The sequence below is a fragment of the Psychrobacter sp. genome (assembly GCF_036731945.1).
Lineage (GTDB): Bacteria > Pseudomonadota > Gammaproteobacteria > Pseudomonadales > Moraxellaceae > Psychrobacter.
The window spans coordinates 1-12694 of sequence record NZ_DAINDI010000075.1 but is presented as its reverse complement, the minus strand read 5'-3'; the positions used below and the strand labels follow the sequence as shown (position 1 = coordinate 12694).

Below are 12694 nucleotides of genomic sequence, written 5' to 3'. Positions count from 1 at the left end.
ATATTTTTACATAATATAGTCAGCTTTATTAATAATGAGCATTTTTAAAGTATTGCTATTAAAAATCAATAGGACAGTCTTCTGTGAAATTCTCTCTGTTAAAATCCGCCAGCTTAATGAGTGTCATATTATTGACCACCACCGCTTGTGCGCAGCAAAGCGCCACTGACACTATCAAAAATAATGTCAACCAAGCGCCGCAGAATAGTGCGAGTATACAAAGTACGCAAGCGACTAGCAGTGTGAGCAAAGCTGTCGATAGTCAATTACGCCAACTGCTGAGCCAAGCCGGTATCAAAACGCAAATCACTTCTATTGTGCCCTCTAAATTACCCAATATGTATCAAGTGAATTTGGCCGGCCAGCCGCCGCTGCATATCACCAAAGAGGGCAAATATGTCATCCAAGGTGAGCTACAAAAGAATCCAAGCAAGCGCGTCGTCACAAAAACACCAGCGCGTAGCAGCAGCTTGCAAGTGGGCAAGCCCGTCAGTGCCAGCCTAAAATCTGACCTATTGGCAAATATGGGCGCGCTTAAAAACATGAGCACTAAAACGCCCTTCTTTTATACCGCCGTGCCGGGAGTCATTTGGGGTGCGACTTTAGAAGGTGTGCCATTTCTATTATCAGACGATGGGCAATATATCACCGATGGTGAGATATCAGTGATTGAAAACGGTCAGTTTATCGGGCTTGATAGCAACTTTGAGCGCCTTAAAAACCAAGCGGTATTTGCAACCTTAGACCACAGCCAATTGATTACTTATCCTGCCACCAGCCCTGAGAAAGCGGTTATTTATGTCGCTAATGACGTCAATTGTCCTTATTGTCGCCGTCTCCATCAGCAGCTACCCATGCTTAATGCCAAAGGCGTGACGGTAAAAACCATCGGTTATCCAATCTATGAAAAGTCGCCTGAGCAAATGCGCGCTATCTGGTGTCAGGGTAGGGAGGACAGCCGCCGCACAGCTTTTGATAAAGCAATGCTACAAGGTAAAATGACGCCTGCACCAGCCAGCTGTAAAGCCGATTATGTAACGCCTAACCGTGAAAAATCAGCAGGGCTTGCGGTCATGGCAACGCCAGCTATTTACCGCGAAGACGGCGTCCTTTATCAAGCAAGCTTTGAGAGCCCAGAGTTTTTAGAATTTTTGGGCGTAGATTAGTGGTTATAAATTTATGATATGAAATTTTGAGTCAAACAGATTATAAAAGACCGCTCGATAAACATAATTTATCGGACGTTTTTTAATGCACTTAAACATTACTTTTGACAAATGGATTGAGGCAACCATTATTGCAGTGACAGCTATTACAGTAATAGCTATTGCGGCAAAACAATATCGACGATTTTCCAATTTATCAAACCATCGCGCTGCATCTCAATAGTCAGCAGATAACCTTTCACCTGACCGCTAATGGTAAAGCAGTTGATACCACAATAGGCCAGTTTTGGCTTATCACTATCGGTGCCTTGCGCCGCTTGTTGCTCTAGTTCCGCTGCTTGCTTTTGCATGATTTGCTGCATTTGATTTTTGACTACGGCATTGACGTCGCCGCGCTGAATGATTAAATTTTGAATCAGGTTTTTAAGATCAACTTGATTACTAGCAATCGCCCATGCTGCGGCAAGCTCTTTGGTTGCAGTATTTGCTTGGCCTTGGGTATTGATTAGTTTTTCAATGTTTTGCGGGGTAATGGCGCCATCGACCGCTTGGATGATAAATCCGTTGGCCGCTTCGGTTAATGGCGCGCCACCAAGTTCGGCAACCAATGGGTATTTGGTCATGGTCACTGCAAATTGGCTGGTCAGCTGATTTTGGATACTGGGTCGCACCTGCTCATAATCAATCGCCGCTGCGATCGTTGCACCATCTTTGGCGTCATAGGCATTTTTAAGCTGATAAGCGCTGTAATAAGGCGAACCGCCATAGATAGCGACGGCAATAACAATCAACAAAACAATCAGCTTTTTCATAAAAATACGACCTTAGCGCAAATCTAATGGTTAAAAAATTAAAAACAGTATTTATATATATCAATATCGCGCTAAATATTAGCACGCCTACACCTTATAAAGGTATGGAAAGCTTTGTGCAATTCTTAATAAATCCTTTTTTAAAAGGTCTAAAGCCTCATAATTTATAATTTAGACGCTTCAGTGCTTGATAAATCCCGCCATCATCTCCATAAATAGCGCAAACTTTTAATAATTGATTTGGCTAAGCAGCATCCCGCCGTATTCGCTCGTAAGATTCATAAGTTATCCTCTTTTTGCTACCTATTCACCACGTTTCATGTGAAACCTGTAAGTAGGTGCGTGCAGTGCAAAGGAGAAGATTGACTTGGGTTGATGAATCGGCCGATCGGTGGACTGTAAAGACGATAGGAGAGCCCATGAGTAAGCGCGATTTTTATGAAGTATTAGGTGTCAGTAAGACCGCTGACAGCAAGGAAATTAAGCGAGCCTACCGCAAGCTGGCCATGAAATACCATCCTGACCGCAATTCTGAAGACCCTGATGCTGAAGACAAATTTAAAGAAGCGTCGATGGCTTATGAAGTATTGAGCGATGAAGAAAAGCGCTCAGCTTATGATCGCATGGGGCACGCGGCGTTTGAAAACGGCATGGGCGGTGGCGGTTTTGGCGGCGGTGGCAATTTCCAAGATATCTTTGGCGATATTTTTGGCAACTTTGGCGACATTTTTGGTCAATCACGCGGCGGCGGTGGCCGTTCGCGCCGCGGTTCAGACTTACGTTATGTGATTGAGCTGACCTTAGAAGAAGCGGTGCGCGGCTGTAAAAAAGAAATCAGCTTTACCGCGCCTGCGCCATGCGATACCTGCGATGGTAAAGGCGCAAAAGATGCTTCTGATGTGGTCACTTGTCAGATGTGTCATGGTCAAGGCCAAGTGCGTATGCAGCAAGGCTTTTTTGCCGTGCAGCAGACGTGTCCGCAGTGTGGCGGCTCTGGCAAACAGATTAAAAACCCTTGCTCTGACTGTCATGGCAGCGGCGTAAAAGATAAATCGCGCACGCTTGAAGTGTCTATCCCAGCGGGCGTTGACGATGGTGACCGTGTTCGCCTAGCAGGTGAAGGCGAAGCGGGCGGCGCTGGCGTGCAAAACGGTGATTTATACGTTGAAGTACGTGTGAAACCGCACGACGTCTTTAATCGTCAAGGCGCTGACCTCTATATGGATGTGCCCGTGAGCATTACTGATGCGGCGCTTGGTAAAGAAGTCGAAATCCCAACCCTAGACGGCAAAGTCAAAATCAAGGTCGCCGAAGGGACGCAAAGTGGCAAATTGCTGCGTGTGCGCGGTAAAGGTGTGACGCCAGTACGTACGACGATGAAAGGCGATTTGATTTGTCGTGTGGTCATCGAGACGCCAGTGAACCTGACACGCGAGCAAAAAGACTTGTTACGTCAATTCCAAGATACGCTTGATGGTGACAGCAAGCATCAGCAGTCACCCCATAAAAAGTCATTCTTTAAAAAGATTGGTGATTTGTTTGATTGATAGCTAAACCTTGCTGTTTAAGTCATTTTAAGGCCTACCGTTTCACGTGAAACGATAGGCCTTTTTGGTGATGCTATAAAAAACCATTTAACCACTATATTTGCTAAACTTAACCTCATAAATTTAATAACCAATCTATCGAAAATAAAACATTTAGGACAAGATATGAGTCAACAAACAGAAGAGCAAACTATTAACGTTGGTGTCATCGGTGCTGGCGGACGTATGGGACGTATGCTCATTGAAGCGGTACAGGACAACGCGCAAACCACGCTGAATGCCGCGATTGAGCGTCAGGGTTCGAGCCTTGTCGGCGCCGATGCTGGTGAAGTTGCAGCGATTGGCCGCCTAGAGGTACAGATTGTCGATGACTTAAAAGCCGTTATTAATGACATTGATGTGCTGATTGATTTTAGCTTGCCTGATGCGAGCGAACAAAATATGCAAATCTGCGCCGCGAACAAAGTTGCGATGGTGATTGGCACCACAGGTTTTAATGAGCAACAAGAGCAAGTATTACAAGAAGCCAGTAAGCAAATCGCTATCGTCTATGCAGGTAATTATTCAACGGGCGTTAATTTGTCGTTAAAGCTACTCGCTATGGCCGCAAAAGCCTTTGGCAATGATGCCGATGTAGAAGTCATCGAAGCCCACCATAAACACAAAATCGACGCCCCATCGGGCACGGCTTATATGATGGCAGAAGCGGTTGCAGAAGCGCGCGGACAGAACTTAAAAGACGTTGCCATTTATGGCCGCGAAGGGCAAACAGGCGAGCGCGAAGCTGGCAGCATTGGCATTCATGCAATACGCGGTGGTGAAATCATCGGCGATCATACCGTAATGTTTATTGCTGACGGTGAGGTGGTTGAAATCACCCATCGTGCTCGCGCACGTATGACCTTTGCCGCTGGTGCGGTACGTGCGGCCACTTGGGTAATTGAGCAACAAGTAGGGCAGTACAATATGCAAGATGTTTTAGGCTTAAATGACTAAAGCCTAAAATATTAAGGTTTCTCATTGATGGTTTGGTAGCGGTTACTTATTGATAAAGCAGAATGACTGCTAGGAGTCAGACATGAATAAGTTTAGCGAACATCTAATAACAAGTTTTGGCCGCACGTTGGCTATGATAAAAGCTACCCAAACCACAAGTTATACGCGTCCGATAGCATTTATCTTAAGTTTAACGGTATTGCCAATAGTCGTACAAGCGGCCGCTTATCAAACTTATGTCATTCATACTTATGGCGGTAAAAGCCTATTACCAGCGGTGCGTCAAGAGTTAAGTAGCAGTCGCGACGGCGGCTCGGTGTCGTCTTATCAAGATAAGCTCGTATTACATACCACGGCTGCTAATTATCAAAAAGTAAAGCAGTTACTCAATCAGATTGACGGTCAACCGCAGGCGTTGACCGTTGCTGTGCGTGTTGGAAATAGTAGCCAATCCCAAGGTAATATCCAGCAAGGTCAGGTTATTATTAGCAATCGCGGTCTTCAAGGTACTGGCGTAATGAACCAAAGTAATAGCCAACAACAAGGTAATAATCTATATCAAGTACAAACGCTGTCGGGCAGCGCAGCAAGCATTAGCACAGGCACGCTTTACTCATTAAACCAAACCTATATTGCCAATAGTTATCTAGGATATCCAAATTATCCGAATGTTCATCGCCCTTCAGGGCAAATTATTATTCAGCAGCAAGTATTACTGCCAACAACGCAAGGCATTGCGGTGACGCCAAGGCTACTACCAAACGGGCAGGTCGAAGTACAATTATCCCAAGTAGAAGAACAGCTCGTGCGCGCTAATTCTTCTTATCAACGCTATGGCTATAGTAATAGCAGTAGCGTGCAAGGACAAAGACTGAATAGCACCATTGTCGTGCCACGCGGGCAGTGGGTCAATATTGGACAAATCTCACAAAACAATCAAAGCCAAAGCTCAGGTTATGCCAGTAATAGGACGCTAAATAGCAGCAATAGCGTACCTATTTTATTATTGGTACAGTAGTTGATTATTAATGTTGTCGCGAAGCAAAGATAACAAAGCGCGGCACTGTGATAAGCAGTACCGCGCTTTGTTATTGATATTGATTGGTTAAAAATTAATCAATATAAACTACGTCTAACGGCGGAAAACCATTGAACTCGACCGACGAATACGAGTTGGTATAAGCACCAGTCGTTAACCAAAAGATTTTATCGCCAATCTCAAGCTCTTCTGGCAACTGGTAACCCGCTTCTTCATACATGATGTCGGTTGAGTCACACGTTGGCCCTGCCAATACGACTGTGCCTTCGCTTGTTGAGTTTTCCATTTTCGGCGTGTAGACAGGATACTTGATTGCTTCGCCTAAAGTCTCGATTAAGCCTTGAAATAAGCCCACATCGGTATATACCCAGCGCGTCAAATCCGTATCTGATTTACGCGAAATCAGCACCACATCGCTGACCAAGACACCCGAGCCGCCAACCAATGAACGACCAGGCTCAAGGATAATCTCTGGCATCTCATCTTCATTGTAGTCATCGGTCAGATAACGGGTAATTTCTTCGGCATAGACTTTGACCGGATTGACTTCACTGATATAGTTTGCTGGAAAGCCGCCGCCCAAATTAATCATTTGTAGCTTAATACCTTCCTCATTTTTCATCCAGTCAAACATATATTTGACCTTGGCGAGCGCATCATCCCAAGCGGCGACGTCTTTTTGCTGGCTACCGACGTGGAACGAGATACCATACGGCACCAAGCCCAATTCGCGCGCTTGAATCAACAAGTCAATCGCCATATTTGGATGGCAACCAAATTTACGTGATAATGGCCATTCAGCGGTTTCAGAGCCTTGTACTAGGATACGTACAAATACTTTCGAGCCAGGCGCGTGCTTAGCGATATTTTTTAAATCCGCTTCAGAATCGGTTGCGTACAAATCAATACCTTTTTCAAAGGCATATTTGACATGCTGCGCTTTTTTAATGGTGTTGCCATAAGAGATACGCGACGGCTCAACGCCGCAATCAAGCACCCGATCCAGCTCATAGATTGACGCACAGTCAAAGTTTGACCCAAGCTCAGCCAATAAGTTAATGACTTCAACCGCAGGACTTGCCTTCATAGCATAATGAATTTTTGCCTTTGGAAAAAAACCAACCATTTCCGCATATTTTGTTTTAATGCGGCTTAAGTCGACCACCAAAAACGGGGTTTCGCGACCTTCGGCAGCTTTGGTAAATTTCTGCCAGCCGGCAGGGTCAAAATATTGGTCAATTTTGATCATGGTCATGGTGGGAAACCTTTAATGAAGACAGTGAATGTCGGAGAATAAAAATAGCAGAGAATAAAAACGTTAGAATATAAAAGCCAATCTTATCATCATAAAGTCATTATTTTTAACGATAATGATAGGACAACAAACGTGGCTTAAAATATAAATGTATTAAGAGTTGGACGTTTGTGGCTGTTTATCCGCGATTTGCTCGCCCTGTTTTTCGCGTATTTTAAGGACTTTACGCACTTTATCACGCGCCCGCGTTTGTTTAAGACGCGATAAATAATCGACGAAGATGACGCCATTTAAATGATCCATTTCATGTTGGATACAGACGGCAAGTAAGCCTTCGACTTCTTCATCAATCTTATTGCCATTTTCATCCAAGGCCTCGATACGTACTTTGGTTGGACGTTCAACCTTATCATAGACTTCAGGCACCGACAAACAACCCTCTTCGTACGGCTGCTTTTCTTCTACCAATGGCGTGACTTTCGGGTTGATAAATACCCTTGGGCTGTCTTTATCTTCCGATAAATCCATGACGATAAGTTGAATGTGACGGTCGACTTGGCTTGCCGCCAAACCAATACCTTGCGCATCATACATCGTCTCAATCATATCGGCGATTAAGGTTTTGATTTCAGCCGTAACTTCCTTGACAGGCTTAGCAATCGTGCGTAAGCGCGGGTCGGGATAGCTTAAAATAGGGAGTAACGCCATAAGGCTCACCTCAATGATAAAGATAAAATAGGACTGATATTATAAGATAAATGGGGGCAAAAGTAATGCATATCAATAGCCAGTTTTTCTTAGGTGATAACATAAGCAAAACTTATAACTCATAATTCAGATAGAAAATGCAGTCATTAAAAAAGGCCTTACCTTGAGTAAGACCTTTTTTATATGTTCTAATTTAATACGAGTAATGGCTTGCGCTTGTTATACGCGGCGTTTGTTCATAATCATCTCATAGATAAACAGTAAGATAATCGCACCGATTACTGAGAAGATAAGTCCAGTAAAGCCGCCATCAGCATTGATACCGATTAAACCTGCGACAAAACCACCCAGCATCGCACCAACGATACCCAACACAATGGTCATAATCCAACCCATCGGGTCGTTACCCGGTTTAATAGCGCGTGCCAATAAACCTGCGACCAAACCTACGATAATCATCCAAATAAAGCTCATTGTTATTCTCCTAATATTTTTAATTTATATGGTTATTTATAATCTGTTACTTATTTGATGAATTCATTGTAGTCATTAGCCACTATAAAAAGTAACGACGAAATGTTATCTGTGTACGGGCTATGTGAGAAAAAAGCCATATTTGCTATCAAGCAGATGAAATAGGTAAACGGCAGGTTAAAACGGTAGTAAAGTCGCTAACGTGACCAAGCGTTGATTCCTATCATGTGTAAATTATTCAAATAATTATATGGACTTATAAACGTTAGAAAAGTCATCTACAGGACGGCAAGTAACCATAAAAAAAGCATAGCTCGTTTAACGAACTATGCTTTTAGAAATAATCAGGCTTTAATACGCTTGCTATATAAGTGGAGATTTATTTATGGCGCAGCGCGGTTAATAGACGCTGGTGAATACCTTCAAAGCCGCCATTCGACATAATGACAATCGCATCGCCCGCTTGAGCGTTATCAATAATATGTTCAATAATCGCCTCGGTACTAGACAATACTTGCTGGCTTGCGATATTAGGATTATTAGCTTTGGCATTATCAATGACGTTTTTTAGACCCCATTCTAGTCCGGTTGGTTCATACCATAAAGTATGGTCGGCAAGGACGGCAGACTCAGCCAAGCTGTCTTGGTGAACGCCCATTTTCATGGTGTTGCTGCGCGGCTCGATAATCGCCCAAATCCGTCTGTCTGCCAGTTTCTTTTTAGCGCCATCTAAGGTAGTCGTAATAGCGGTCGGATGATGGGCGAAATCATCAAATATCAAGATGTCGTTGACATCACCAATCAGCTCCATGCGACGTTTGATACCAGCGAAAGCGGATAATGCTGCGCAGGCGGTTTTGATATCGACACCAACATTATAGGCGGCGGCAACCGCAACTAGCGCATTATTGACGTTATGAATACCGCTCATCGACCAATCGACGATCGCTGCATGCTCATCGTTCCCTGCAAAGCTGACGCTAAATTGACTGCCATCAGCGCTGATAAGCTCGGCTTGCCAGTCGTTAGTGTGCTGTAAATTTTGCTCGTCTTTTTTATAATCAACTGACTGTTTATCAATAACTGCTGTCCGCCAAACCGGCGTCCAAACGCCCTTTGCTAAAGTCTCTTCTAGACTGATGGTCGCCGCTGGCATGATGATTTTGCCGCTACTTGGAATCATGCGTACCATATGGTGAAACTGGGTTTGGATGGCGTTTAGGTCAGCGAAGATATCGGCATGGTCAAATTCAAGATTGTTTAAAATAGCGGTACGCGGGCGATAATGGACAAACTTTGAGCGTTTATCAAAAAACGCTGAATCGTATTCATCGGCTTCAATAACGAAGTAGCCGGTTTTTTCTCCACTGCCATCAGCGACTTTTTCAGCACCCAAATAGCTACTATGGGCAAAGACTTGTTGCAGATGCTCCTCATTAGTATTAACCAATGGCACGCCGCCGATTAAAAACCCTGTATCAATACCGGCATAATGCAATATCCACGCCAGCATGGTGGTTGTGGTGGTTTTACCATGCGTACCAGCCACAGCGATGACATGGCGCGATTGCAACACTTGCTCGGATAAGAACTGCGGCCCTGAGGTATAGCGCAGGCCGCTATCGAGCATATATTCGATGACATCCATGCCACGCTTCATGGCGTTTCCAACCACCACCAAATCAGGCGCTGGCTGCAAATGCTCGACCAAATAACCTTCGGCAATGGTCACGCCTGCATTTTCAAGTTGGGTCGACATCGGTGGATAAACATTGGCGTCTGAGCCTGTGACCGTATGCCCAAGGCTGCGCGCCAGTAACGCCAACGAGCCCATAAAAGTACCACAAATACCAAGAATATGAATATGCATAGACGTTCCGTACACGCTTGAAAAAAGGGGATTGAGCTTGAATGTCAGCCAACGGTGATTAGTAGAGCTGGCAGTTCGGTAGGCAGCTCAATAATCAAAGCCTCATTGTAAAGTAAACCCCATAAGATGACCAATAAAAAACGCCTAATCAGTAGGCGTTGTGTGGACTCTCAATTTGGCTGAGGTAGGCAGTTATTTATTTACGAGAAAGGGTGTAGTCATCGTTAAGATTGGCATCAGCGTCCATCATAATCAAGTGGTTGTCACTGATTTTATAGGTTTCGATGTTTTTTCTCTCATAAACGATGGTGATTTTATCGTCATCTTGGCGATAAACCCCTGATTCTAACAAAGGCGGAACGGTCGGCGCTGCATCATTAAAAACACTGGTTTTTAGCACAGAGCCATCAGCGAATAAATTTAAGGTGACCTCGATATTATCGCAAGAAGCACACGGTACCACACCGCCATAATCGCCCATCAAAGTGGCTTGCAAGCTGCTGTCGCTACTGGCGGCCGAAATCATCGGCGCGCGGCGACTGTTATCACTTGAGTTTGCCGCTGCTATCAGTGATTGGCCTTCTGCATTATTTGCCTCATCCACTGCGTCGTCGGTCAGATTGTTTTGAACATCAACATCCTGCAAGTCAGCAAGTGCGACACTATTGGTAGTCTGAGCGCCTTGCGTCGTTGTGTTATTGGCAGTCGTAGAAGATGACGCGCTATCACAGCTCGTGAGTAGCAAGCAGAGCGGCAGCGCTAGCAAGGGGCGCGTACAGCGTCTCATAGCGGTAATTGCAGCGGAGGAATAGGGTAAGATAGTAATCATAGCGTTACCAAAAAACATTTTTTAATAGTGAGTTTAAGCCTTGTCAGTAAGATAACTAATTAAAGTCTTGGTAAAAGTTAAAGAAATTGTGAGGGACAATCTTAGCGCCAACAGGCAGCGCTTGCGACCCTCACTTCGTTAAATTATGTGATAAACCTCATGGTTTTGATAACAAATCTCGCGCTGAGGCTTTGCAAACACTGGCTATATACGTTTAAAGTGCAATTAAGACTACCCTTATTCCAATAGGGTAAATAAACACCTTGGATATATCAAAGTGTAAAAGTGACTAGAGCGTGTCGTTAATTAAACGCTCTTGCTTTAACCGTGCTAAAAACGCCTGAAATATGAGCCAAAAAAATAACCACCCATGCATTGATGCAGGACGGTTATTGGCTACTCATAAGGGTAGTAGAAGCAGGTTAGCGGGCAGGGCGTACGATACGCCACAAAATCAGCAAATGTACCAATATCAAAATGCTAAATAAAATCAAAGATTGCTCCGGGATACTCAAACCCATAAACGTCCACTCAATAGACGCACACTCACCAGAGCCGGCAAATACTTCTTTTAATACTTGCTGCATCGGTAGGGTATCAAGCCAATAGTCTAAGCCGGGTCCACATGAAGGCACTTGGTCGGCGGGCAAATGCTGTAGCCATACGTGCCGGCCGGCAACAGCTGCTGCCCAGCCAATCCCTGCCAAACTGCCAAGCCATAATAGTAAGCGGACGATTTTTGATTTTGGGTCAAATATAGCGGCAATCAAAGCAAAGCCGCCCATAATCATCAGACCGATGCGCTGAAAGATACATAGCGGACAAGGCGAAAACCCCATATAACGCTGTAAGAAAAATAGCGCAAAGCTCATGCCGATCACGGCCATGATTACTAAAAACACTTGTAGATTACGGTAAGTGGTCAGCTGTCGCATGGGGCGAATACTCTTATAAAGTGCTCATTGATATAGGATAAAACTAACAAAAAGCAGACTGTTAAAAGGTCAAATTAATCAACCATTAACGGTATTGTTGTAAAAATTCCATAAAATCTTCGGTTTCGGCAGCTTCAAGCTCTGCCTGCTGCAAGATAGATTTTTCGGCAAGTACTTCATATTTGGCTTGGGTGTTTGGGCTCAACGTCTGCTGTAATATCGACTCACGATGCTGCTCTGCCAAAGTAAAGCCAAGCTGCCATAAGCTACCCAAACGTTTACTATCCGAGTTCACTTGTGCCGAGATGGTTGACTCAGGATGCCCTGCTTTACCTTGCATTAAAGCAACTGCTGTCCGATATTCATTACCCCCATAATGCGCGTCAAGCAGCTCTGCCAATGGCTGCATACGGCTTAAGTGCATGAGCATCCAGCTTTCAAGGGTTTGTTCATCGCCATTATTAATGATTTGCAAGTTTTCGCGGCGACCTTCGTTGACCACGCGTTCTAAATTAACCGCCAACGCTTCTTCTTCTGCTGGCAGCAGCTCTGGCGAATCACTGAGCAGGCAGTACAATGCCATCACTTCTAAAAAGCAGGCGCTAGATAAACGAATACCAATATCGCTATAGGGATCGAGGTCGATAGCACGAAACTCAACGTAAGCGATACCGCGGCGCTCAAGCGCTTCGGTTGGGCTCTCGCCACTCATCGCGATTTGTTTGGGGCGAATCGGACTATAGTATTCATTTTCTATTTGTAGAATATGGTCATTGATTTGAATCGGATTGCCGTCGGCATCGTCTAAGCCAAGTTTTTCAAAGCTTGCATGCGGGGTCTGAATCGCACGGCGTAGACCTTTAATATACTCAGGCAAATTATTATAACGAATATCGAGATGCTCTTGCACGCTGTTGGTATAGCCAAGCTTGCCCATACGTAGGCTGGTCGCCGTCGGTCTATAGTAGGTTGAGTCATTGAGCAGCTCAAGGTCATGCTCGATACCTGACACAAAGCACGGACAAACGCTAGGGCTTGCCCCTAATAAATACAGTACCAAACT

General features: G+C 44.6%; 11 protein-coding genes and 1 pseudogene. 4 read left to right on the top strand and 8 right to left on the bottom strand.

What is annotated here, in order from left to right:
- Window positions 1–83 precede the first annotated feature (83 nt).
- Window positions 84–1166 (top strand): disulfide isomerase DsbC N-terminal domain-containing protein, encoded by a 1083-nt coding sequence (locus V7D75_RS12670; protein ID WP_333614837.1) that lies wholly within the window; start codon window positions 84–86, stop codon window positions 1164–1166.
- A gap of 158 nt (window positions 1167–1324) precedes the next feature.
- On the opposite strand, the gene V7D75_RS12665 is transcribed toward V7D75_RS12670, so the two are convergent.
- Window positions 1325–1978, bottom strand: a complete 654-nt coding sequence (locus V7D75_RS12665; protein WP_333614836.1) for a DUF2939 domain-containing protein — start codon at window positions 1976–1978, stop codon at window positions 1325–1327.
- A 419-nt stretch (window positions 1979–2397) separates the two neighbouring features.
- On the opposite strand from V7D75_RS12665, the gene dnaJ reads away from it, so the two are divergent.
- The 3 genes from dnaJ (at window position 2398) to V7D75_RS12650 (ending at window position 5539) form a co-directional block, all read left to right on the top strand.
- A complete protein-coding gene (dnaJ, locus tag V7D75_RS12660; RefSeq protein WP_333614835.1) occupies window positions 2398–3525 on the top strand; it encodes a molecular chaperone DnaJ in 1128 nt (375 codons plus the stop codon).
- 165 nt (window positions 3526–3690) lie between these two features.
- Window positions 3691–4521, top strand: a complete 831-nt coding sequence (gene dapB / locus V7D75_RS12655) for a 4-hydroxy-tetrahydrodipicolinate reductase (RefSeq protein WP_333614834.1) — start codon at window positions 3691–3693, stop codon at window positions 4519–4521.
- 82 nt (window positions 4522–4603) lie between these two features.
- Window positions 4604–5539, top strand: coding sequence for a hypothetical protein (locus V7D75_RS12650; protein ID WP_333614833.1), 936 nt, complete (start codon window positions 4604–4606; stop codon window positions 5537–5539).
- Window positions 5540–5633: 94 nt separating this feature from the next.
- Here the strand turns inward: V7D75_RS12650 and V7D75_RS12645 are convergent, their stop codons facing one another.
- From V7D75_RS12645 to V7D75_RS12615, 7 genes and pseudogenes are all read right to left on the bottom strand, one after another.
- Complete coding sequence (locus V7D75_RS12645; protein WP_333614838.1) at window positions 5634–6809, bottom strand: type III PLP-dependent enzyme; 1176 nt, start codon at window positions 6807–6809, stop codon at window positions 5634–5636.
- Between the two features lie 159 nt (window positions 6810–6968).
- Complete coding sequence (def, locus tag V7D75_RS12640; protein ID WP_333614832.1) at window positions 6969–7523, bottom strand: peptide deformylase; 555 nt, start codon at window positions 7521–7523, stop codon at window positions 6969–6971.
- A 219-nt stretch (window positions 7524–7742) separates the two neighbouring features.
- Complete coding sequence (locus tag V7D75_RS12635; RefSeq protein ID WP_068408390.1) at window positions 7743–7997, bottom strand: GlsB/YeaQ/YmgE family stress response membrane protein; 255 nt, start codon at window positions 7995–7997, stop codon at window positions 7743–7745.
- 379 nt (window positions 7998–8376) lie between these two features.
- Complete coding sequence (mpl, locus tag V7D75_RS12630) at window positions 8377–9867, bottom strand: UDP-N-acetylmuramate:L-alanyl-gamma-D-glutamyl-meso-diaminopimelate ligase (protein ID WP_333614831.1); 1491 nt, start codon at window positions 9865–9867, stop codon at window positions 8377–8379.
- 196 nt (window positions 9868–10063) lie between these two features.
- Complete coding sequence (locus V7D75_RS12625; RefSeq protein WP_333614830.1) at window positions 10064–10696, bottom strand: copper resistance protein NlpE N-terminal domain-containing protein; 633 nt, start codon at window positions 10694–10696, stop codon at window positions 10064–10066.
- Between the two features lie 422 nt (window positions 10697–11118).
- Window positions 11119–11631 (bottom strand): disulfide bond formation protein B, encoded by a 513-nt coding sequence (locus tag V7D75_RS12620; RefSeq protein ID WP_333614829.1) that lies wholly within the window; start codon window positions 11629–11631, stop codon window positions 11119–11121.
- A gap of 85 nt (window positions 11632–11716) precedes the next feature.
- Window positions 11717–12694: pseudogene (locus V7D75_RS12615) on the bottom strand (glutamate--cysteine ligase); the annotation flags it as partial.